Source organism: Cytobacillus purgationiresistens (genome assembly GCF_030813235.1).
GTDB lineage: Bacteria > Bacillota > Bacilli > Bacillales > Cytobacillaceae > Cytobacillus > Cytobacillus purgationiresistens.
Map to the genome: position 1 here is coordinate 1 of NZ_JAUSUB010000013.1, position 22,279 is coordinate 22,279.

Annotated in this window: 26 protein-coding genes; 6 read left to right on the forward strand and 20 right to left on the reverse strand. The window is 35.4% G+C overall.

Going from position 1 to position 22,279, the window contains the following annotated elements; all coding sequences use genetic code 11:
* Positions 1–366: 366 nt before the first annotated feature.
* From J2S17_RS14690 to J2S17_RS14760, 15 genes are all read right to left on the reverse strand, one after another.
* Positions 367–1,350, reverse strand: a complete 984-nt coding sequence (locus tag J2S17_RS14690) for a hypothetical protein (RefSeq protein WP_307476109.1) — start codon at positions 1,348–1,350, stop codon at positions 367–369.
* A gap of 232 nt (positions 1,351–1,582) precedes the next feature.
* On the reverse strand, positions 1,583–1,762 hold the full coding sequence (locus J2S17_RS14695; protein ID WP_307476111.1) for a hypothetical protein: 180 nt from the start codon (positions 1,760–1,762) through the stop codon (positions 1,583–1,585).
* Between the two features lie 27 nt (positions 1,763–1,789).
* A complete protein-coding gene (locus J2S17_RS14700; RefSeq protein ID WP_307476113.1) occupies positions 1,790–2,110 on the reverse strand; it encodes a hypothetical protein in 321 nt (106 codons plus the stop codon).
* 63 nt (positions 2,111–2,173) lie between these two features.
* Positions 2,174–2,656, reverse strand: a complete 483-nt coding sequence (locus J2S17_RS14705; protein ID WP_307476115.1) for a hypothetical protein — start codon at positions 2,654–2,656, stop codon at positions 2,174–2,176.
* A 33-nt stretch (positions 2,657–2,689) separates the two neighbouring features.
* Positions 2,690–4,852, reverse strand: a complete 2,163-nt coding sequence (locus J2S17_RS14710; protein ID WP_307476117.1) for a type IA DNA topoisomerase — start codon at positions 4,850–4,852, stop codon at positions 2,690–2,692.
* 4 nt (positions 4,853–4,856) lie between these two features.
* Positions 4,857–5,342 (reverse strand): hypothetical protein, encoded by a 486-nt coding sequence (locus J2S17_RS14715; RefSeq protein ID WP_307476119.1) that lies wholly within the window; start codon positions 5,340–5,342, stop codon positions 4,857–4,859.
* A complete protein-coding gene (locus tag J2S17_RS14720; RefSeq protein WP_307476121.1) occupies positions 5,339–5,596 on the reverse strand; it encodes a hypothetical protein in 258 nt (85 codons plus the stop codon). The genes J2S17_RS14715 and J2S17_RS14720 overlap by 4 nt, the downstream gene beginning before the upstream one ends.
* Positions 5,597–5,748: 152 nt before the next feature.
* Positions 5,749–6,507: a hypothetical protein gene (locus J2S17_RS14725; protein ID WP_307476122.1), complete on the reverse strand. Its 759-nt coding sequence runs from the start codon at positions 6,505–6,507 to the stop codon at positions 5,749–5,751.
* 12 nt (positions 6,508–6,519) lie between these two features.
* On the reverse strand, positions 6,520–6,918 hold the full coding sequence (locus J2S17_RS14730; protein WP_307476124.1) for a DUF6075 family protein: 399 nt from the start codon (positions 6,916–6,918) through the stop codon (positions 6,520–6,522).
* Positions 6,919–6,942: 24 nt separating this feature from the next.
* Positions 6,943–7,179 (reverse strand): hypothetical protein, encoded by a 237-nt coding sequence (locus tag J2S17_RS14735; protein ID WP_307476126.1) that lies wholly within the window; start codon positions 7,177–7,179, stop codon positions 6,943–6,945.
* A 149-nt stretch (positions 7,180–7,328) separates the two neighbouring features.
* Positions 7,329–7,490: a hypothetical protein gene (locus tag J2S17_RS14740; protein WP_307476127.1), complete on the reverse strand. Its 162-nt coding sequence runs from the start codon at positions 7,488–7,490 to the stop codon at positions 7,329–7,331.
* 230 nt (positions 7,491–7,720) lie between these two features.
* The gene (locus J2S17_RS14745) at positions 7,721–8,227 is read right to left on the reverse strand and encodes a hypothetical protein (RefSeq protein ID WP_307476129.1); all 507 of its coding nucleotides are present in this window, start codon (positions 8,225–8,227) and stop codon (positions 7,721–7,723) included.
* A gap of 533 nt (positions 8,228–8,760) precedes the next feature.
* Positions 8,761–8,967: a hypothetical protein gene (locus J2S17_RS14750; protein ID WP_307476131.1), complete on the reverse strand. Its 207-nt coding sequence runs from the start codon at positions 8,965–8,967 to the stop codon at positions 8,761–8,763.
* 518 nt (positions 8,968–9,485) lie between these two features.
* Positions 9,486–9,800 (reverse strand): hypothetical protein, encoded by a 315-nt coding sequence (locus J2S17_RS14755; protein WP_307476132.1) that lies wholly within the window; start codon positions 9,798–9,800, stop codon positions 9,486–9,488.
* A 405-nt stretch (positions 9,801–10,205) separates the two neighbouring features.
* Positions 10,206–10,751 (reverse strand): TetR/AcrR family transcriptional regulator, encoded by a 546-nt coding sequence (locus J2S17_RS14760; RefSeq protein WP_107338624.1) that lies wholly within the window; start codon positions 10,749–10,751, stop codon positions 10,206–10,208.
* A 168-nt stretch (positions 10,752–10,919) separates the two neighbouring features.
* Here J2S17_RS14760 and J2S17_RS14765 point away from each other — a divergent pair, with 168 nt between their 5' ends.
* Entirely contained in the window at positions 10,920–11,042 is a 123-nt protein-coding gene (locus J2S17_RS14765; protein WP_301554600.1) for a hypothetical protein, read from the forward strand.
* 159 nt (positions 11,043–11,201) lie between these two features.
* Complete coding sequence (locus J2S17_RS14770) at positions 11,202–12,119, forward strand: alpha/beta hydrolase (RefSeq protein WP_107338623.1); 918 nt, start codon at positions 11,202–11,204, stop codon at positions 12,117–12,119.
* Between the two features lie 965 nt (positions 12,120–13,084).
* Here J2S17_RS14770 and J2S17_RS14775 read toward each other — a convergent pair.
* From J2S17_RS14775 to J2S17_RS14795, 5 genes are all read right to left on the reverse strand, one after another.
* A complete protein-coding gene (locus J2S17_RS14775; RefSeq protein WP_307476137.1) occupies positions 13,085–13,291 on the reverse strand; it encodes a hypothetical protein in 207 nt (68 codons plus the stop codon).
* Positions 13,292–13,362: 71 nt separating this feature from the next.
* On the reverse strand, positions 13,363–13,809 hold the full coding sequence (locus J2S17_RS14780; protein WP_307476318.1) for a JAB domain-containing protein: 447 nt from the start codon (positions 13,807–13,809) through the stop codon (positions 13,363–13,365).
* A gap of 156 nt (positions 13,810–13,965) precedes the next feature.
* The gene (locus tag J2S17_RS14785; RefSeq protein WP_307476139.1) at positions 13,966–14,361 is read right to left on the reverse strand and encodes a hypothetical protein; all 396 of its coding nucleotides are present in this window, start codon (positions 14,359–14,361) and stop codon (positions 13,966–13,968) included.
* Positions 14,362–14,451: 90 nt separating this feature from the next.
* Positions 14,452–14,886 (reverse strand): hypothetical protein, encoded by a 435-nt coding sequence (locus J2S17_RS14790; protein ID WP_307476140.1) that lies wholly within the window; start codon positions 14,884–14,886, stop codon positions 14,452–14,454.
* A gap of 1,215 nt (positions 14,887–16,101) precedes the next feature.
* Positions 16,102–16,695, reverse strand: a complete 594-nt coding sequence (locus J2S17_RS14795; RefSeq protein WP_307476142.1) for a TetR/AcrR family transcriptional regulator — start codon at positions 16,693–16,695, stop codon at positions 16,102–16,104.
* 159 nt (positions 16,696–16,854) lie between these two features.
* Here J2S17_RS14795 and J2S17_RS14800 point away from each other — a divergent pair, with 159 nt between their 5' ends.
* The 4 genes from J2S17_RS14800 (at position 16,855) to J2S17_RS14815 (ending at position 22,149) form a co-directional block, all read left to right on the forward strand.
* Entirely contained in the window at positions 16,855–18,039 is a 1,185-nt protein-coding gene (locus J2S17_RS14800) for an MFS transporter (RefSeq protein WP_307476143.1), read from the forward strand.
* A 447-nt stretch (positions 18,040–18,486) separates the two neighbouring features.
* Complete coding sequence (locus tag J2S17_RS14805; protein ID WP_307476145.1) at positions 18,487–19,575, forward strand: endospore germination permease; 1,089 nt, start codon at positions 18,487–18,489, stop codon at positions 19,573–19,575.
* Positions 19,568–21,025 carry a spore germination protein gene (locus J2S17_RS14810; RefSeq protein ID WP_307476147.1) on the forward strand — a complete coding sequence of 486 codons (1,458 nt, stop codon included), beginning with the start codon at positions 19,568–19,570 and terminating at the stop codon, positions 21,023–21,025. The genes J2S17_RS14805 and J2S17_RS14810 overlap by 8 nt, the downstream gene beginning before the upstream one ends.
* Entirely contained in the window at positions 21,022–22,149 is a 1,128-nt protein-coding gene (locus J2S17_RS14815; RefSeq protein WP_307476149.1) for a Ger(x)C family spore germination protein, read from the forward strand. The genes J2S17_RS14810 and J2S17_RS14815 overlap by 4 nt, the downstream gene beginning before the upstream one ends.
* Positions 22,150–22,279 lie beyond the last annotated feature (130 nt).

Sequence of the window (22,279 nt, forward strand, 5' to 3'; positions counted from 1 at the left end):
TCAAAATTGGTCAATGGTCATGAATCAATTCTTACTCCACGAAAAGCTGAAAGAACGTGCCCTTACCTACCTAGAATAATTTACACACTTAATTTGACAAACCCTTCAATTAACTCATTCTTTTAAAAAAAAGATTAGTATTATTACATCTAAAGGTGTTCATGGATTTTTTAGCTTCCTTCATGACTTCACCCCTAAAATTGCAACAATGAACATTGATAAAACTACACTTAATAACAAAGATATAACCCAATGTTTTTTTTCTGTCATCTTAAAAATTATATTCAAGAATGAACTAATGCCAATAAAGATTAAGAAAACAAATAAAATCATAATAAGCTCCATTTTTTCTAACTCCTGAACAGGTTATTTTTTCTTTGATGAAGCTTCTAGTTGTTGGATTTTATTCATTAATTCTGCTATTTCCTTCTCTTTTGAAGCAATAACAGATTCTTTCTTTTCATTATCACTTTGTTCACGATCTAAAGTAACTTTCAATTCATAATTGGCATTCATTAATTTATCTTTCTCTCCAAGAACCTTTTCGTACTTTTCTTGAGAACGATTCATTTCTTTTGTTAAATGGTCCTGAATGACCTTAATTTCCTTAGCCTTTTCTTTATTTAATTCTTGTTCACATGCAAACACACGCTTTTGACATTCAAATTCAAGACTTTCTTTTTGTTTCTTTAATTCTTCATCCTTTGAAGCAATTGTTTGTTGTAAAACAGTAATTTCAGTATGTAATGAATCAATATCTTTCTTTAACTTGTCATTTTGAGCAATATCTTCTTTCATTGCTGAAATAACTTCTTCTTTTTGTGAAATCATCTCGTTTTTGGTAGCAATTTTTTCTTCTTTTTCATCAATAATCGATTTTTGCTCTACAATACGCTCCGTATAGCCGTTTTGAACACCTTCTAGTTCTTTCATTCTTTCTTGGTTAACCTTTAGTAGTTCAGTTAACTCCTTCATTTTATTATCTTTTTCAGTTAACAATCCCTTAATTTCATTATTCTTTTCTTTTAATTCCTTTATTTCTTCGTTCAAACCAATGGTCATGTTGTCATGTTGATTTCTTAGATCTTCTAGGTTTGTTTCATTTCGTTCTGCTAGATTAACAAAAATATCATTTATTCTTCTGGTGATTTGATTAAGTTCTTTCAAGTCAGCCCCGTATTCCATTTTCGTGGATAGTTCATCATGTTGAAATCTTTCAACAAACAAATCATAAATATCACCGTTAAATTCAATCATACCTGCTGCTTTTGCTTTTTCAGTTAACTCGGAGATGCGATCCTTTGTCTCGGATTTCACCTTAACACCCAATAATTCAGTATTTTTACTCACTTTAAGACACCCCCTCGAATAATCATAAACAGTTTATTATATCTACAGTATAACCATTAATGCTTATATTCACAATGGTTAACTATAATTTATATGGTTAACCATTGATATCATAGTATTTTCTAGTTAACAAAACTAAACCAAGAAATTACCACCAAGTAATAAGTGCAATCCTTACCCCTAGTAACCAAAAAAAACGAGTAGCAATTCGCTACTCGTTTTTTATTATTAATTATTCTTCCCAGAACTTCATTGCCTTTTTATCGTTTGTATAGACCGTGACATATTTTCCTTTTGTCAGATGTTTGTATGGTTCACCTTCACCTTTCATTTTCCGAAGCATTTCATCCTGTTTTTCAATTCGATTTAACAACTCATTGACTTCAAGAAAATCAGCTTTTTCTTCCTTCATACCAACACTCCCTTAATCTGAAAAGTGCTACTTGTTTTTCTTTAGATCATCCCAAAATACACCTTGTTTTCGATATTTATTAAGTAAACCTTCAATCATATTTATAGCAGTTTGCAAGGCATCTTCTTTAGTCTTGAAAAATGCGGCCAGCTCCATTTCAAGCTCTTGTAAGATTTCGTCGTTGTTGCTCGCACCATGATAAAATTTTTCCGGTAATTCTGGCCAAAACTTATCATCTTTGTAAATTTCAAATTCAAAACCCACTTGTTCTCCTGGAACATCAATCGTTTTAATATCAGCAGCTGTAATACCCTTATACCTAAATTTATAAGTTTCTACTTTGTACAACAGACTTCCTTCTGTGTGTTTGTAGGGATATGATGACATTTCAATCTACTCCTTTAGTGTCTTTTACTTAAATAATAAGGGAATATTTCTTTCCTCTAAGACATCTTTCAGTTCCTTATATATTTCGAGAAGGTATTCACAATTACTTTTCTTATGTTCAGTTCTTTGTGTTATATAGTTCTCTTGATACTTGAACATCTCTGCATAGCTTAAGTTAAGTTCCTTCATTTCAATATTTAATGCTAAGCGTTTCTCTTCCTCTTGAATGGTAAATATATTTATCATGTGGTTTGCATATTTAGGAAAATCATACCCATAGAACATAACAGCAGATGGATTTACTTTTCTTTCTTTGATTAGATCGATATAGCCAGACAGCCAATAATAAGCTCGCAAACCGTCCCCTGAAAACCACAAACAACAATGGTTGGCATAAGACGCAAATAGTTCTTGTTGTATTTGCGGATGTACATCATTCAGCAAAAACAATAAAGATCCATTTGGGTCATTGATCGAATCTACTACATTTTCTTTTAATGGATGCAAAACAATCACCTCCTGCTTTGAAAGTTTTATAGGTTAAGATTTTACTTTTTCTTTTTTGAATTCAAACCGTATGCTACCCGCTGCTTTATCTTTCCAAACAACATAAGCATCAAAATCGGTCTTTCCCTTGAAGCTCTTTATCAAATTTGTTTTTCCTTTTTCAAGCAATTTTTTCATATTGGACTCATTTATGGTCTTTTCTAAAAGCTTTTTATTCATTGTAAAATTACATTCTGCCGATTTATAAGCGGAACATCCATAAAAATTCCCTTTATCCACCACACCAGCACCGCATTTTGGACATGGACCAACATATTTATCTTCTTCCATCTTCTGAATGTAGGAATCAAAATTCCATGAATCGGCTTGCTGCTTAGCATCTCGGACAACCTTTTCAGCTAGCTTCTTTGATTGCTCAATAAAGTTTTTTGCAGAAGCATCGCCTTTTCCTATTTCTTTTAGGCGCTGTTCCCAACGTCCAGTTAGTTCAGGAGAAGCTAAAACAGTATCTTGTACCGCATCGATCAGAATAAAGGCTTTCTGCGTTGGTGCTACACGATTTTTTTCAATTTCAATATAGTCCAGCTGTTTTAAACGTTCTATAATATTTGAGCGTGTACTTTCTTCACCTATCCCTGAAACGGATTTCAGAACCTTGCTGATCTCTGAATCCTCAACCACTGGATTTTTCATCGCAAGAATCAATTCACCTTCTGTATATCGCTTTTTTGGACTGGTTTTTCCCTCTTTAATACTAACAGACTTTACCATTCCACTTTGATCTTTTTGAACGTTCGGAAGCAAGGCTTCATCCTCTTTATTTTCCTCTTCATCCGAATCAAACATAACTTTGCGCCAACCTTCCTTTAACAACTGTTTACCCTTTGTGATAAACACATGTTCACCCACATTAGTTTGAATCGTTGTATGAGAAAATGCAGCTGGTTCATAATGGGCAGCAATCAACGAGCGAACTATGATGTCATAAATTTTCTTTTCATCTTCACTCAAATCAACCAAGGAAGGAACTTTTTCTGTTGGAATCACGGCATAATGATCACTGACATGCTCCACATTGACATAACGCTTATCAGCCGAAATACTCCGTTCTACGCCTTCTATCAAGCCTGAATACGGCTCTAATGACTTGAGATTCTTTAGAATCTCTGGAAAGGCTTCAGCTTCTCCATCTGTTACATACTGACTGTCTGATCTTGGGTAACTGACATATGCATTTTGATACAGGGTTTGCAAAATTTCAAGGGTATGCTTAGGTGACATCTTGAACCGCTTATTTGCCAATGCTTGAAGCGTTGATAGACTATGAAACTGTGGCGGTTGCACATTCTTCTCTTCAATCTTAAGCTCCCGGATCATTGCTGGTTTGCCTTGACATTCATTCTGAATAACTACCGCTTTTTCCTTTGAATCAAACCGTGTGCCGCTTTCTATCGTGTACTTACCTTCATATTCATTGCCTTCCATAACAAAACGACTGACCAACTCATAGAAGGGGGTTGAAACAAAATTCTGTATCTCACGCTCCCGATTAACCACCATTGCACAAACAGGTGTCTGAACTCGCCCGCAAGAAAATACCCCACTTGAACCACTGGAACGATTTACACCTTTACTTTGGATCAATAAGGTATATACACGACTTGCGTTCATTCCTATGAGATAATCCGCATAACTTCTCGCCATAGCTTCATAGTAAAGGGGCTGTGTCACTTTAATATCAAGCAGATTGTCAAAAGCTTGTTGTACAGACTTAGGCGTTAAGCTCTGCGTCCATAACCGTTTCATAGGTTTTTTTACTCCTGACATACGAATCACCAGCTGCACAATAAGTTCACCTTCACGTCCGGCATCACCAGCTGCAACAATTTCTTTTATTTTCGGATTCGTCAATACTTCTTTTACGGCCTTAAAACGCTTTGCCTTTTCCGGAATCAGTTTGTATTTAAAGTCATTTATTATCATAGGCAATGTATCTAGCTGCCATATCTTTAATGATGCATCCATTTCATGTGGTTCTACAATCTCAAATAAATGTCCAGAACACCAAGTTAAGAGAGCCCCTTCAGGAAAGGTCTTGCATGGATCAATTTCGATATAGGAGCCCTTTTTCCTGTGTTTATAGGGTGCTGCTAATGATTCAGCTTGGCTTGATTTCTCGGCCACAATAGCTTGCATAGGATTATTCCTCCCTTTCCATTCTATCAAGTACAAACTTTATATATGGATCGTTATAAAATGTTGCATGCTTTGCGTAAAGCTTTACTTTTTCATAATGACCGGAAGGTGTATCAAAAGCTGCATCCATTAATATCCGTTTTTCATTCTGCCTATCTTCTCTAACTAGCTCTTTATAAATATGATCAAACTTGTACACTTCTCTTAGCTTTTTAAAAAGCAACATCCCTTTAAAGTCTGAAGACATAACTTCATCATACGTTAACGTATGAAAGCCTTTAAAAACAGGATGGCTTACAAAGCGAAAAGCGCAACGTACGCAAAGGACTTTTGTTAGATTAAACTTCAAGTATTCTCCCGGAAAATCGTCATTTTGATATACACCTATTTGACATACATCACAAACTCGGTCTGTTCGAGCTTTTGACACTTTTAAGCGTTTCACAAGCCATATGGAAGACGGATATAAAAAAGTGTTATTTGCTCTCACATATCTTCACCCTGACTTTTATCTTGTTTCATAATCTTTGAATTAATGATTTTATAAAGCCCATAAACGACTTTAAACACATAATAAGGAACGAAGATAAACCCAATTACAATCGAGACAACTATTTTAATTACCTTACCAATTAACCAAAATACCAATTCATAGAAGGGGTCTACTTTTACTCTTCTAATTTCTCGGACGATTATATCGGTGTCTGTCATCTGTCTCATTTGATTTTTTTTACGCATACTCAAGAAATACCATCCTGCTGGAAAGGAGCTAAACATATATGTTTCAAAAAGAGAGATCGAGAAGGTATTTTTTATGATTGAAAAGACAATTCCACAAAAAATCAAAGGAAACAAACTATCCATCACTCGATCAAAACGCATTTGGTTCATTGTTTTCAATCCTTCCCGTCACCTCTGTACTCTTCCAAACGTTCCCTTAATACATCGTTACCAAATGTATTTTCAAACTCATTTAAGGCATTCTGAAGCCGTTTTTCGGCGATTAATTTTCTTGCATCAGTATTTGATAATTTACCAATAAGCTGCTCCACTACATCACGCATGAGCGCAGTTCGGGTAATCCCTTTTGTTTGGATTTCCTCAACATATCCATCCAGCTTACGAAATGCTTCAACAGTAATACCGATCCTCATAGACTCCACTTCTTCGGGTTTATCCAACAAAAAGTCTCTTTTATGGCTCGGTTTATATTCTTCTAGAATAAATCGTTCTATAGCTGCGTTACGGTCCCGAAACGGAATAAACTGCTCTAGCACATCCTTAGTACCTTTCTCGAAATAAAAACTTGAATGACGTACCTCTCGCTTTTTTGGAAGCGAATCATTCTGATTCTTTAATTTTTCAAGCAGCTGAATCATGATATGACGCATTAAAGAGGAACGATTCGCTTTATAACCGGCTTCTCGCACTATCTTTACCAATTCATTGAGCCTTGCATCGGTATTTTCATCAAAATGAAATTTTTCAGGCTTTAACCCTTTTTTATCGCCTTCATTGATGATGCTCAAGTCACCGGGCAATTGATAATCATTCAATACATAGTTCCTCAAAATTTTCGACTGGACCGATGGATCAACCTTTGATTTAAAGGCTTCCGCTTGCCCCGGGAACAACGAGAAAGATACTTGTTTCATAAAAAGCAGCTCCTACAAATAAAGTTTTTCTTCAGGAAGGTCATAACTGTTTGATAATCCATAACGCCTAAACAAAATAGCATTGATAGCTAGCTTTAGACGTTCATCATCAAGCGTATCTACTAGATCAATTGGGCTTACTGTTTCATAGCCATTAAACAAATGAGCGGCCAACTTTGCTAAAATTCCCATGCCGTTGCTGAAATCCTGCTCTGCAAACATCTTAAAGGATACAAACAATCCATCTTTTGTATCAAAATAAGGGGTCATTTTGCGATAAAGTTCTTCATCACCAGTCATGATAAAAACGACTGCTAAATGCTCTTTGTTAAAGCGATAATCCTCTGCCATTTCTGATCGAATTTCTTGAAATTTTGTTTGATGCTCCTGATTTAAGAATTGTACTTTCATTTACATTACCTCCATTTATGAATTTCATTTAAATAAAAAGTCCGTTAACGTATATAAACCGTATAATCCCGCGAAAATAACAGTATAACCAATACCAATTGTAAATCCCTTTTCTTTTCCAAATTTTATAAAACAAGCAATACAACCAAATAACCAAAATGAAAATAATAAAACTAAGAAATTTTGCAGACCTATCATAATTACGGCCACTAATACAACAACAGCTAACAAATAACCTAATACGCTTGCAATTCTATCCATCTTTTTAACCACCCCATTAAATTTCCATAAGAGCTAACATTTCTAAATAATACTTTTAATAAGCTCCAGGGATCAGCTTTGGTTGTTACGCTTATATATCTGTTATGTTGAATACCTTTTGCTATACAAATTCTTCGAATTATTCACTATCATTTTTCTAAATCAAAATAAAATTTCCCGATCAGACCTTCACAATAACAACAATTTAAATCGAAATGACGAAACTCTTTTTTCATTTCTTGTATGTCTTTTGGTGGAGTTACAATCATTTTTGCTCCACAATCACATGTTACATTTATTGATACTTGCAATCTTTTCAACTCCTTCGCAATATACGTCTATAACGAATTTGTTTAATTCCTACTAGCATAATCTTTCGCAACATATTCATTTATAATCTATACCATTTGGACACTAAAATATACATTTAACAAGCTCCGGGGATCAGCCGGAGCATGTCAGTAACATACAATACTCAAGCACAAGAGTATTATAAATTAAAGTATACCCGATTTTACGCCTTATTTAAAGTTAATCTCCCTTATCCATTTACCTTTTTTTGTCTTTCTGTCCTTATAATCATCGGTCTATTTTTGTCCTTTTCAATGTTCTCCAAATACTTCACCAAATAATTTTCAGTGATTCGTGTTGGCACATAACCCAAACGTGCACGAATGATATTTTCCACGATAAATCCCTTTTTCGTGTAATACATATAATTCCGTCCGGTTTCCTTTTCGACTTCTTTAAACTCTGTATTTCCTTCCTCACCAGCACGATGGAAAACGTGCATATGGGAATACATATTAGAACGCTCGTTTCGGATCATTTTCAGCAAATACAATAGCTCAAACGTTGAAAATACCATCAATTCAGGGGTTGTTTTCTCTATAGCAGTGTCAAAAACTATATCCCGAAAGCGTACATCTAACCGTTCTCGATTCTCTTTTACAATGCTTGCTGCAAGTGTCATCGTACAAAAATCACAATAATATTGCTGCTGGTTCATCTTTTCAATGTTGCTACCGCAATAAGGACATGTTTTCATTTTTAACCCTCTCCCTTTTTCAATGGTTTCATATATTTTTCTATTGGACCCGATGGGGGATCTTCCCCACCGGCATTTTACTTCCTTCGTTTTTTAAACTGAAGGATAAGCCATGACACGAACGCAAGGACAATTACAATATCTAAGATGCTTTGCCATATTGAACCATAAGGATAATCTCTTATAAATAAGTAAACCAGGACAAAAATTAAGTAAAACCATTTTCCATCTGGTTTCATAAATTTCCGGAAGTGTTATATAATTTAAGTAGGAAGGAAAGACATGCAGTCTTTCCCTCCCGGCTCATTTTCGCTTACTTACGCTTGCGACGGCGGGGTTTTTTGCGATTTTGAGCCTTTTTGTTTTTCGACCGTAATCCTTTGATGTCTAGCCACGTCTTGATGATCGAGAGAATCGAAGCAACAATTCCTAAAGCTGTCAGGATGACTCTCAATTCGGTCTCTGTTAACACTTCCGTTTTCACCTCCCTTCTATACATATATTATACCATTTAGACACTATAATAACAACGTTTATATGGTACTTTTTACAATTTCCCCTGTTTCAAACATATAGTTATATCGTGTAATCTTACCCTCAATTTTAAATGTCCACGCATAGGATTCATCACTTGAAATATCCGTGAAAAACTCCGCAACTTCTTGTTTTTCTTCCGGTATTTTCTTAAATTCCTTTTCTAATCTTTTGATTGCTTTTTTCTCCATTTTTTCTTTACTCATTTTGTTCTTCCTCCTTTGATTTTTCCTTTTGATTTCCGAAGCGATTCAGTTCCCCAAAGGGGGATTATTTTTCCCCTTTTGCAAGTAGAACGAAAAACACGTATAGGCAATTGGTCAAGGGTGCTCTTAGCATAAAAGTTTTTTATGTTGCGGTAGCGTCCTTAATAAAAAAGTTTTTTGCCCCTTGACCGATTGACTAGCCTTCTTAGCTTCCTGCCGGAAAGGTTCGGGTGTCCTACCGGCTGGAAGGTTAGAAGGCTTGCGCTGTTTTACGATTCGGAAGGCAAAAGGGAAAAATATAAAAAAAAACAGCCGTATGGCTGTTCTCCTTTGGTGTTTTATTCTTTTAATCTCTTAATCTTTAGGTTTTCGGCTCGTGAAGGTATGGCGATGATAACCGCAAAGGGATCAGGAACCTATCGGAATGTAGGCGTAAGCCGTACAGACCGTAGTTATCGAGCCATTTAATACCGAGGCGACACGTACGGAATGACAGAAAGGCGCTCTTTCCTTTCTGATCATTCCGTAGTGCTGCCGCCCATATATTTATTTACTAATTCTTCATTTTCTTTAATCATATATTGAACCATTTCTGCAGAACGCTTTCTAAATTCCCAAAAAATATAATCTCTATGTTCTTTTATTAACTCTTCAAGTTCTTTTTCCTTTCCTTCATCTAAATACTTTTGGATTTTACCCGGAGTCAGCCCAAAGTGATCCAACAATCCAACGCCTTTTTTTCCCAGGACAAAACGTTCCATTTCGTTATTTCCTTTTATCGGGTATTCGGATTTTGTGGTGGAATGAGCGAAAGCCAAAAACCAATATTTCAAGAAAATGGTTACGAGAAAAATGGTTTTCTAAACGGATAAGAAGATTGAATGCCTAACGAACACGAGAACTGAAATTGATCTTTACCTGCGGGGAGTTTTTTAAAAAGATTCTCCTTTTTGTTGGGGGCGGTGCCTATGCAGCTTACACCATCGAAATACAAGTAAGGAATGATCAACACTCGTTATCCGCACCACTAATGTAAAAAAAGCCCTACATCCATTTTGAGGACATACCGATCGCATCAAAAGTATGTCCTTCAGACGAAGACGGACCGCCAGAACCCTTTCGGGAGTGCTTTATCATGGCTGTATTCAAACGTTGAATTTCTTCGTTTCTCATCTTCATCGCCGCCCTTGGGTTGAGTTACTATTCATTACCCTATTTGGCGATTCGAACGATCTCGTTTAGCTTATTAATTGCGTTTTATATAGCTGCACAACTTGCGTTGCTACAGCTTCAATATCACTATCTAATTCTTCTAATACATATGATTCCAATACTCCCATTGTAGCCGTTCCTAAAAACTTCAAAAAAATATGCTTATCGATAATCGGAAGTGAATCCTCATTAAGCTTTTTATTTATCTCCCCCATAGTAAAAGACAATAGCTTTTTGCGAAATGATGAGGCACCTTCACTTTTAAACAATGCTGCAAAAAATGATTTATGCTGCTCAAAATAAGAAAACCATAATATCGAACCTTCTATAATCCCTTTGTCTTGTTTTTGATCACATATTTCTCGCAATTGTGCTATATGGTTGTCCACAATCTTGTCTAACAGATCATATTTATCAATATAATGCAGGTAGAATGTTTTTCGACCAATGTCGGCTTTTTCCGTAAGATTTTTAACCGTAATCTCGTCAAACCCTTCCTGAAGTAACATTTGCAAAAAAGTCGATTGAATAGCTTGTCGAGACTTTAAAATTCTTCGATCTATTTTGTCCATACAGCAGTCCTCCTTGATTTTGTACACAGTGCAAACAATGTGTGTATTAACACGCATATTGCGTAATGTGGTTATTGAATTAATGGCTCCTTAGTTTTAATATAAATATACAGGAGGAAAATAATACGCGCAAGTGTATTATTAATATGAATAAAGGGGGGTTTAACTGTGGACATTAAAAAGAAAGCAAAAAGAAACAAAATCCAGCAATTGTTTGCGTTCATTCCAGGCAGCAATTGTATAGCTCAGACTCCGGGCACTTATGCGGAAAAACTTGCTAACGGGTATTAACGATTTAATTCGATGCATCCTATCAAGGAGAAGGTGAAGGCGAGCACACAGCAGCCCTCCCACAATGAAAACAATTTGTGTATTAACACGCATATTGCGTAGTTATTGAATCAACGGCTCGCAAGTGTATCTTGAATATAAATAAAGGTGGTTTTAACTTTGACAGTTACTAAAAAGAAAGTAAAATTTCATGCACATGGGCTACAAGTAGCAGCGATTCTAAATGTACCTGAACATGCTGAAGAAAAGAAACAAAATCCAGCAATTGTTTGCGTTCATCCGGGCAGCAGCTGTAAAGATCAAACGGCGGGCATTTATGCGGAGAAACTTGCTGAGCTAGGGTATGTAACGATTGTATTCGATGCATCCTATCAAGGAGAAAGCGAAGGCGAGCCTCGTTATGCCGAATACCCGGCTGCACGTGTTGAGGATATTCGGTCTGCGGTTGATTACCTAACTACACTGGATTATGTCGACGAAAATCGTATTGGCGTGTTAGGTGTTTGTGCAGGAGGCGGATATGCTGTAAATGCTGCGATGACAGAGCGTCGCATCAAAGCTATTGGTGCAGTTTCCGTTGCGAATATAGGTCGCGGATATCGTGAAAACGATCCAATCAAAATGCTAGAGCAGGTTGCCCAGCAACGTACTGCTGAAGCACGTGGAGCCGAGCCTCTGGTTACACAATGGATTCCTAACAGTCATGCTGAAAGAGAAGAAGCTGGTATGACTGAACTGGATCTTGTACAAGCGGTTGATTACTATAGAACACCAAGAGGTCAGAGCCCTAGCTCTCCAAACAAATTGAAATTCACTAGCGTGGATTCAATAATCGCCTTTGATGCTTTCCATTTGGCAGAAACTTTGCTGACTCAACCTTTGCAAATCATTGTAGGTGGCGTACAAGGAGCGTTTGGCTCATACAAGGATGGCCATGAGCTTTATAACCGAGCAGCTTCTGAGAAAAAAGATTTGTTCGTTGTTGAAGGGGCAAGCCACTATGACCTGTACGACAGAACAGAGCCAGTGAGTAAAGCCCTTGAAAAATTAGGTGCTTTCTATAAAGAAAATCTTTAGTAATAATGCAACGAGGGTGTCTCAAACAGACACCCTTTCATTATTTTTTAAAGACAACGGTCAGTTGAAAACAAAGGGTATTCGGATTTTATCTTCAGGCACTTATCCATTTGTTTGTACTTAATATTAGTCACTTTACTATTTTCAAACTGCTCATTTGACATATAATAACCCCAATCCCTCACTATTTTATAAAGGAAAGCAGCTTCAAAGCTGCAAGTAATCGTTAACGATTATGTCAGTAACCGAACTTCAACATATACACGATATAATTCGCTCTTTCCACGGTCTTTATATGGGTCTTATACCTATATACCTTTTCGAGCTATTTGGCCGCTTCTTTGGCTTCCTGAATCGTTCCATACAATCGAATTTTCACCATTCAATTTATATGATCAAGCAGCAGCTAACACACACTTTTTACTATGGGAATAGGATATAGTCCATACAGGAAACATGAAAACCTTTACATTACTCCCCACAACTTCCCCCAATGGTACTGCAAGTTGCCACAGTATCGGGGGAATTTCCGTGTGTTCTGTCAACATTAGAATTAAATGAATAATAATTTCCATACGGGGCCATAGTAATTATAGACCTAACGGTTAATCAATAAAATGCAACATACTGCCATTGCCCTTGTATCAGCTTAAAGTTGGTACAAGGGCATTTCTTATGTATTAACTCCCGTCCCACGGCCTTTATAATTTCTAAAAGAAAGCATTTGGCTTCAGCAAATGGTTTCCTTTCTTCCTTGAATAATCTTTCAAAGGGTTTAAGGTTGCTACAGCAACCGTCAAACAGGCTCGATGCCTGTTTTAATCAAGAAAAAACGGATGTTTTTTCTTCCATTCGTAAAGCTTCACAGCTGACGATCCAGCCATTCCTCTTATTTTATTCTCGTTTACTTTGATTTTTTCCTTTAAAGCAAAGGGGCAAAGCCCCTTTTTGCCTGTATTTACTTTTTAATAAGCTTCTACTTCATACCAAGTTTCCATTGCTGGTAGCGACACGCCGTCAAACATCATTTTTTCTAATGCCTTATGATACATGGCTTCATCTAACTTTTCGCCGTGCTTCTTTTTTTCTTCTTCGTAATTCAAATCGTCTAAATAAACCGTTAAAGAATACATACCGTTCACATCAAATTTCACTAAAATATTGTTACCCACTTTGTACCTCCGATAATATTTTTAATCAAGCAAAGGGGTAAAAAAATTCCCCTTTGCTCTTTTTCCACTTTTTATAGATAGCCTTTCTCTTTTAAGCTGACATGTTTTCCGGTATGACTGACTATTACATGGTCAAGAACTTCAATTCCTAGAACTTTTCCTGCTTCCGCAAGTCGTTTAGTAACTTCCAAATCTTCCCTGCTCGGCAATGGGTCTCCACTGGGATGCTGATGGCTGACAATGATGGAAGCCGCATTATTAAGAATTGCACATTTCATAACCTCCCTTGGGTGAACTATGCTTGAATTCAGGCTTCCTACATGCGCTTTATGAAGTCCTATAACCATATTTTTTGTATTAAGCATCATAACAAGAAAAACCTCTCTGTCCTCGTCTGCGATGAATGATGCCGCTAATTCTTGCGCATCTTGCGGCGAACGGATTATATAACTGGCAAACGGTGCTGTTGTTTCTTTGATTTCCTGTTTGATTCGTACTACTTCGAAGATTGGGGTCAATTCCACTTCTCAAAACTCCTTTGTGCTTGTGATTTTGTACGTTACTTTTGCCAACGATTTTCATTTTGTCGGCTGATCCTTTGGTCTTTCTCAACTCCTTTCTATATTAATATTATACCAGTTAGACACTAAAAAATCAATAAAAACACTGACATATCAAGCTTTCAATAATGATTCATTCACTTTGAAAACATCTAATGTTAAATTAATGTCTCGATGGGTGTTGTATGCTAATAATAAGGTCTGGACAAATGTTATATCTGATTCATTATTATTGATAATATGAACGGTATCACCTTCATATTGGATAGCCTTGAACGCTTTACTTAAAATTGGCATAATCTCATCCCATTTTATATCTAATGCTAAAGGTATATCATATCCGATAAAAATAGCTTGCATGGTTTTTTCCTCCTTCTCTATACGTTTTCGAAAATATTTTTCGGCTTCACTTAAAAGTAAAAATCTCCCTATGCGCTTTCTTTTTCTGTACACTCTGTAAAAGCTTCCTTCCTTTTTAATTGTAAAAATACCCTCTTTTTTCATAATCATTAATCTTTTCCCCTTTCACTTTTATTTTCTAATGGACATTCTATATTATACCTTTTAGACACTAATCCAATTATAAATAATGATGATATATCAGTGTTTGAATAATCCCTCCCAAGTTAATTCTTTTCTAACTTCATAATCGCATCCTAAAGCCAATTCATTTAGTTCGTCAAAAGTAACACCTGGTTTATTAAGAATTGACTCCACCTTATCACCTTCTATGTCCTCTTCTTCATTGTTGGGATTCATCCATAAACCAAGGATAAACTCCTTTACACCTTCAAAAGTAGTTGTATCCACTAATTCCTCAATATCTGAATCGTTAATATCAAAGATACTGTAAAAAATATCGTCGTTTGTCATGTTACGTTCTCCCTCGGTTTCTTCATCCATTCCCATATCTCCTTTGTGTACTTTTTCTATTTCACTTCTACCACATAAATCACATGAACTTGTAAAATCCTCAAATAGTTCTTGGCAATTTTGACACACATAAACAAATTGACTTTCACTATTTATAGTCATTTTTCTTTTTCCTCCTTTGATTTTGTTTTTGGGTTTTATGAATTTCTTTTTTCTTTTGCCTGAAGAAGCGATTCAGTTCCCCAAAGGGGGATTATTTTTCCCCTTTTGCAAGTAGAACGAAAAACACGCATAGGCAATTGGTCAAGGGTGCTCTTAGCATAAAGTTTTTTATGTTGCGTTAGCGCCCTTAATAAAAAAGTTTTTGCCCCTTGACCGATTGACTAGCCTTCTTAGCTTCCTGCCGGAAAGGTTCGGGTGTCCTACCGGCTGGAAGGTTAGAAGGCTTGCGCTGTTTTACGATTCGGAAGGCAAAGGGAAAAATAATCAAAAAAAAAAAGCTAACTTCAGTTAGCTTTCTCAACGCCTTTAGTCTTTAAGGTTTTAGGGTTTTGAACTTCACTTCAGAGTCGGACGGATCGGCCGTCAGGCAAATGGAACAGGAACCTACGGAATGTAGGCGTTAGCCGTACAGACCGTGGTTATCGAGCCATTTAGACCGGAGCGAGATGCCATAGAATGTTAGGTTACGTTTTTTGTAACCTTACAATCTATGAGCAGACCCTTTAGGTGTAGCTTTGGAATAAAGTTTGATCAAAAACAACAAGCAAACCCACATTTTACGGTAAATGAAAAGAATCCGTTTTGAAAGAAAGATTGATCAAAACGGGGTAATTCTTTGTGAAATAATGTGCAATTTTTATAATAAAGTTTGATCATTTTCTACTGTTGATCTACAACCATCGCGCCCGATTACGGAACCACAGTAGATAAGCTTTTCATCACAGATTCTTCAACGTGATAAATTGTTCTACCTACTATCACTCCTCGACATTTGAACTAGTTTAATATTCACAAATAAAATATTCATCACTCCAGTTTTAATCCTTTTTTACGTATGGTGAAGATTCATGGTAAATTCGTATAATATGAAAAAGTACCAAAGCTCCTAAAGCCTTGGTACTCCTGAGATGCGGTTGAGAGGAGTCGAACCTCCACGAGTTTAACCTCACTAAGCCCTCAATTTTGCGTAACCGTAGAAATGATTATATTAACCTTAAGTAGCTATATAAAACCCTTCATTTTTACATCTATTGCAGTTTAAATTAGATGGTTACGGAAAGAATTTGGAAAGAATTAAAGTAAAAAAAGACGAATAATCAACCGAATATATTTAAAAATAATCGTTTAAAAGCAGTTTACTGGTATACCGTTTAATTAAATATCACAAGTTTTCATAATTTGAGTTATAGCTTGGTCAATTGATTTATAACTTATTCCGTCTCTTGCTTGTGTAGAAATTCCATACATAAAAGCTTCTATCAACGTGCACAAAACATCCGCTTTTACCTCTCTAGTTATCTCGCCGTTTTCTTGCCCTCTAATTATACATTCTTCTAAATTCAACCGAACTAAAGAACGTTCTTTAAAGATAAGATCACGTACATGGTTATTTTTTTCTGAACAAACATTTGCTGATAATACCAACATGCAACCAGTAGGATGGCTAGGATCTGTCTGCATTTTGGCTGTCTGTCTTAAAGCTTGCTCTATTGCTACTTTAGATTTAATCGACGTGTCAACTAAACAATCAGTCACTTTACCGTAAGAAGTGTTATATCGATCAATAACTTCTTTGAACAGGTTCTCTTTAGAACCAAAAGCTGCATAAAAACTTGCAGATGATATACCCATCGCTTCTTTTAGCTGTGCAAGAGACGTAGATTCAAAACCTTGCTCCCAATATAAAACCATCGCTTTTGAAATTGCTAATTCTTTGTCAAATATACGTGGTCGTCCTGTTCGAGCCATACATTTACCTCCTTGAATACTTACTTATATACTAATCGTTCCATAAATGATTGACAAGTATAAAAATACAAAGTAACATATGGATTGTTCGGTCCGTATGTTATGAATGGAGCTTTAGCTTTTTAAAAAAATAGAATAATAAAAAGGAGATAACTTAGCATGTCTGATATTAGTCACACTCAAGTTTCTAATCCTAAATTACCATTGATTAGTTTATTGGCACTTTCAATGGCTGGTTTTATCTGTATAATGACCGAAACTGTTCCAGCCGGTTTACTTCCTCACATTAGTAACGGCTTAAATGTTTCTACTCCACTTGCAGGGCAGTTAGTTACCTTATATGCAATTGGATCACTTGTAGCCGCTATACCGGTCACATTTGCAACCCAAAGCTGGAAGAGAAAACCACTACTGCTTTTTGCAATCGGATTGTTTTTTATATTTAATACGATTACAGCTTTTTCTTCAAATTACACTTTAACTTTAGTTGCTCGATTTTTTGCAGGAGTAGGCGCTGGAATTGTCTGGAGTATGTTAACTGGATATGCAAGAAGGATGGTTGCCCCAGAATTAAAAGGTCGAGCTACAGCAATAGCTATGGTGGGAACACCTATTGCTCTGAGTTTAGGAGTACCAATAGGTACTATTTTAGGAGAATCCTTTGGTTGGAGAGCTGTTTTTATAATAATGTCGATATTAACTTTTATCTTAATTATTTGGATTATAGTAAAAGTCCCTGACTTTCTTGGTAATTCAAGTGGAAATCAGGTTAGTATATATAAAGTGTTCACCATACCTGGAGTACGTCCCATTTTATCTGTTGTTATCCTATGGATGATAGCTCATAACATTTTGTACACATATATTGCACCATTTCTTGTAGAGATGAACTTAGGTACGAAAGTAGGGATCTCATTATTTATCTTCGGTGGTCTTTCACTAATTGGTATATGGGTTACCGGTGTCTTAATTGATAAGAAACTTCGACTACTTGTCTTATTAAGTCTAATTGGTTTCTCATTGTCTACTTTGTTATTTCAATTCTCCGGTGGATATACTATTAGCATCTTTATTGGTATCGCCCTATGGGGAATAACGTTTGGTGGTGCTGCTACTTTATTACAAACTGCACTAGCTCAATCTGTTGGAGAAAAAAATGTAGACACGGCAATGTCTATGAATACCACAGTTTGGAATGCTGCTATAGCAGGGGGAGGTATTATAGGAGGTATATTACTAGACTCATTTGGAAGTATCTCTTTCCCACTAACTATTCTTATACTAACCGTTCTAGCAATTGTTATCGTCGTCTCTAACAAAAAACATGCTTTCGTAAAACAATAATATCTATTCTCCAGACCTGCCGAAAATTATTTAAGTCAAAATTGAAAATTGCGAACAGAATGAGCTGGCTATGCGTAGTTTTAAGCCACACTTTGTGGACGTTTAAGCCAGTAAGACCGAGATAGGAAGCCATTGGAACAGTATCATTCCAATGGCTGTTTATAATATTTAAAGCCCTTATCCTCTTGTTGGTTTTGAATAAATTTTGAGTAAAAGTATTGTTCCAATCCTTATTTATCCACATAAGAAAAGAAACCATTTTGAATAGAGATTGTTCAAAATGGTTTCTTTTCTTATCGTAGAGTTTGCTGTATTTAATAAAGATTGATTATTTATAGTGGTTCTTCTTAAACTGCTTCACAATATCTTCGTAGAGTTTACTTATAGAAAAAAGAAAATATGGCGATAGTAGTAGCATGATAATATTACCCTACTGGAGGATATCAAATGACAAAGATCACCATTTCACAGCTCTTCACTATCATCCTGTTAGGTACTGGTTTAAGCAATCATGTAATCGTTACTCCTATATTAATTAACGCTTCAGGTCGTGATGCATGGATCAGCGTTATTATTGGTTATGCATTTATCCTTGTCTTTTCACTGTTATTGCTCTACGTAACAAGGCACTTCAAATCGGTATCTCTATTTGAATGGTTATCATCCAAGTATTCTCCATTGCTAAGTCGGATTATAGCTATTTTTATAGTAGTTTACCTCCTAATAACAGGTTGGATTACCTTAAAAGAAACAGTTATGTGGACTGAAGAAACATTTTTGTTCAATACACCTACTATTTTTATAGCTCTGTTTTTGTTAGCTTGCTCCCTCTACATTTCATATGAAAAACTAAATGTCATTGCCATTTGTGCAGGTGTCTTACTTCCATTTGTTTTAATATTCGGCATATTTGTAGCAATTGGCACTATTCCTGATAAAAATTACCATCTTGTTACCCCGGTACTTGTGGAGAATGGATGGCAAGAGGTATTTCATGGTGCATTCATTGTCTTTAGTTCAATAATCGAAATTTTTTTAATAATAATTCTTCAGCACCAAGTTACACAAAAATTAAAATTCAAACATTTTATTGTTCTTACTACATTTTTGGCCATATTGACGGTTGGACCACTGCTTGGCACAATTGCAATATTTGGTGTAGAAGAAGCATCAAAACTTAGATATCCCTCTTTCTTTCAATGGAGAATCTTGGGGATTGGAACATATTTTAATCATCTAGATTTTTTATCGATTTATCAATGGACATCTGGTAATTTTATTCATTTAGCAATTATTTTGTATTTAATTACAGAAGTCTTTGACATTAAAAAGAAAAAGCAGCGCGTTAATATACAAGTATTTATTTGTATCATTTATCTACTGGTCATTATAGCTCCTATATCAAATGAGGATTTTTTAATCTTTTTAAGTCGTTATTATTATATTATCTCCAGTGTAATTGGGGTGTTTATTACTCTCTTTATTGCATTATTAATTAAATTTTCCAAGAACAGGAGGAGTACCCAGGTTGAATAATGAACAAACAAATGAAGAATATTTAACTAGTCTCTTCAATAATTCGTCGGATATAACCATCGAGAAGCAATATCTATTTAGTCCTAAAGAGAAGCAAGCTATGCTAGTTATATACTGCAATGGTTTAATTGATAATAATGTTTTATTAAATTATATCCTCCCGGATATTCAAAATAAGTACTATAACAATGGTCTTAAAGGGATAGAACACTTAAATTCTTCAAAGCAAATGCATTGGTCTAAAAAGGAAGAGGATGTTGATGTAACTCTGCTAGAAAAAGTATTTAATGGATTTACAGTGATTGTAATAGCGGAAACCATCTATTTCTTTAATATACCCAATCCACCAAAGCGTTCCATAGAAGAATCCAATTCGGAAGTATCCGTTCGAGGACCGAGGGATGCTTTTGTCGAAGACATTGGTACAAACATTGCATTAGTTCGGAAACGAATTAAATCGAAATCCCTTGTTACGACTACCTTTGTTATTGGTGATAGAAGTCAAACGCAAGTAAAACTAGTCTATCTGGTGGATATACAAAATAAAAAAATGATTAAAGAAGTGACTGAACGATTGAATAATATTAATATCGATTTTTTAAATGGTGACAATCAATTATTAGGGATTCTTGGTGACAACAATTATTCACTTTTTCCTTTGTTAAAAGCAACATCTCGTCCTGATGGTGTTGTCAGTAGTTTAGCTGTAGGAAGATTTGCTATTTTTATGGATAATTCTCCGAATGTGCTTTTAGGTCCAGCTAATCTCGGATTATTACTTAAAACTGCTGAGGATGAACATACTCCTTATTACTATGGAACCTTTGAATTGATTCTTAGATTGTTTGGACTTATAATAGCTCTTTTTCTTCCATCTTTCTGGGTGGCTTTATCATCTTTTAATGCAGATCAAATTCCATTTCCATTACTAGCTTCAGTAGCTTCATCTAGACTAGGTATCCCGTTTAATGCAACCTTTGAAATGCTATTAATGCTCATATTATTTGAACTGTTTCGTGAAGCGGGTGTTCGACTGCCTAAAGCAGTTGGACAAACTGTTGCGGTTGTTGGTGGGCTGATCGTGGGTAATGCTGCAATTCAAGCTGGAATCACTTCTCCAACCATGTTGGTAATCTCTTCGCTTACGGTAGTCGCAACTTTCACCCTTGGGAACCAGGCGATATATGGAACTGTTTCCATTTTGAGATTTTCTTCTATACTTCTTTCATCAGTCTTAGGAATGTTTGGGTTTTTCATAAGCCTTTATGCAGTTCTTGGTTATCTCGCTAAACTCGAATCATTTGGATTGCCTTATTTAAGTCCAGTATCTCCGTTTGTGAAAAGAGATTTCTTTAAATCAGTTCTTAAGCGACCTGTAGTTAAACAGAATGAACGTGCATCAATACTTAACCCTATTGATAAGGACAGACAGGGGGATGGAAAAAAATGAAACAATCAAAAATTTTAATAATATGCTTCATCTTATTATTCCTAACAGGATGTTGGGATGAGAAAGAAATTGGTGAAGTAGATTATATTACTACATTAGGAATTGACTATAAAGATGAAAACTATATTATTTATGTACAAATGCTTGATTTTTCTAATGTAGCTAAGCAAGAAGTCAGTAAAGTCTCACAACCCGCTCCTTTGTACATCGGTAAATCATCAGGTAAAAATATAAATGATGCTGTCTATAATTTATATCGAACAACACAACAACAGGTGAACTGGTCACATGTAGGAGCAATTATCTATTCAGAGTCCGTTTTAAAAAAAGGAATAGAGAACGTGGAGCAATCCTTAATAAAACACGGTGATTTTCGTTATACTCCATGGATGTTTGGAACAACGGAATCCATCGAAGAAATACTTAGTACTACAGGTTTCTTTCAATTGCCTCCATTATATACGATTTTGTATAAACCAAACGATATGTATAAAATTTATTCATATATTGAACCGATGCGTATGCATAGGTTTATCTCTGAGTATAAAGAACCAGGGGGAACTGCCTTGCTACCTTCTCTAACTATTAATGAAACAGACTGGAAGCAATCGGTTGAAGAACCAGAATCGAAAAAATTATTACAAATAAATGGTGCGTTTCCAGTTAGCAATGGAACATATAAGGAGTGGTTATCTTATGAGGAGATTGCTGGCCTTAGATGGACACAAACTCAATCTCAAAGCACACCGGTTGATATTGTCATAGGGGATGAAATAAAAGGTACAGTAAGAATAATGAAACCATCTTCAAAAGTTTATTTGGTTAGAAAAGGAAATGATTTTCACTTTAATATAAATGTTGAAGCTGAAGGTACTTTAATAGATGCGGAAGACCAATTGTCTCTAAAAAAAATTCAAGAGTTAGTATCAAAACAGATAGAAAAAGAAATTAGAACAACCTATCTAAAAGGTATTGATAAAGATGCAGATGTCTATAATCTGAAAAATATACTTTTTCATGATAGGATAAAACCCGAAAAATTAAAAGACTATCCATTAACTGCAGATTCCTTAAACAAAATTACTGTCAACTTCATTTTGAAGAGCAAGGGGGCATATGAATAAATCAAAATGATCAATCTTTATTTCAAAGCCACACGAATATTATTGAAACTTTAAAAAATAAAAAATATATAGTTGAATCAATTTCATAATTGCCTTATTTAAAAATTCAGAGACGAACAGAATTTTTAAA

Bases quoted from the DNA above. Each gene is read 5' to 3' on its own strand.
- J2S17_RS14730 (WP_307476124.1), bottom strand. From the start codon at position 6,918: ATGAAAGTACAATTCTTAAATCAGGAGCATCAAACAAAATTTCAAGAA.
- J2S17_RS14710 (WP_307476117.1), bottom strand. From the start codon at position 4,852: ATGCAAGCTATTGTGGCCGAGAAATCAAGCCAAGCTGAATCATTAGCA.
- J2S17_RS14815 (WP_307476149.1), top strand. From the start codon at position 21,022: ATGAAACAATCAAAAATTTTAATAATATGCTTCATCTTATTATTCCTA.
- J2S17_RS14745 (WP_307476129.1), bottom strand. From the start codon at position 8,227: ATGAAAACATGTCCTTATTGCGGTAGCAACATTGAAAAGATGAACCAG.
- J2S17_RS14805 (WP_307476145.1), top strand. From the start codon at position 18,487: ATGACAAAGATCACCATTTCACAGCTCTTCACTATCATCCTGTTAGGT.
- J2S17_RS14795 (WP_307476142.1), bottom strand. From the start codon at position 16,695: ATGGCTCGAACAGGACGACCACGTATATTTGACAAAGAATTAGCAATT.
- J2S17_RS14785 (WP_307476139.1), bottom strand. From the start codon at position 14,361: ATGATTATGAAAAAAGAGGGTATTTTTACAATTAAAAAGGAAGGAAGC.
- J2S17_RS14695 (WP_307476111.1), bottom strand. From the start codon at position 1,762: ATGAAGGAAGAAAAAGCTGATTTTCTTGAAGTCAATGAGTTGTTAAAT.
- J2S17_RS14725 (WP_307476122.1), bottom strand. From the start codon at position 6,507: ATGAAACAAGTATCTTTCTCGTTGTTCCCGGGGCAAGCGGAAGCCTTT.
- J2S17_RS14735 (WP_307476126.1), bottom strand. From the start codon at position 7,179: ATGGATAGAATTGCAAGCGTATTAGGTTATTTGTTAGCTGTTGTTGTA.
- J2S17_RS14750 (WP_307476131.1), bottom strand. From the start codon at position 8,967: ATGAGTAAAGAAAAAATGGAGAAAAAAGCAATCAAAAGATTAGAAAAG.
- J2S17_RS14790 (WP_307476140.1), bottom strand. From the start codon at position 14,886: ATGACTATAAATAGTGAAAGTCAATTTGTTTATGTGTGTCAAAATTGC.
- J2S17_RS14800 (WP_307476143.1), top strand. From the start codon at position 16,855: ATGTCTGATATTAGTCACACTCAAGTTTCTAATCCTAAATTACCATTG.
- J2S17_RS14760 (WP_107338624.1), bottom strand. From the start codon at position 10,751: ATGGACAAAATAGATCGAAGAATTTTAAAGTCTCGACAAGCTATTCAA.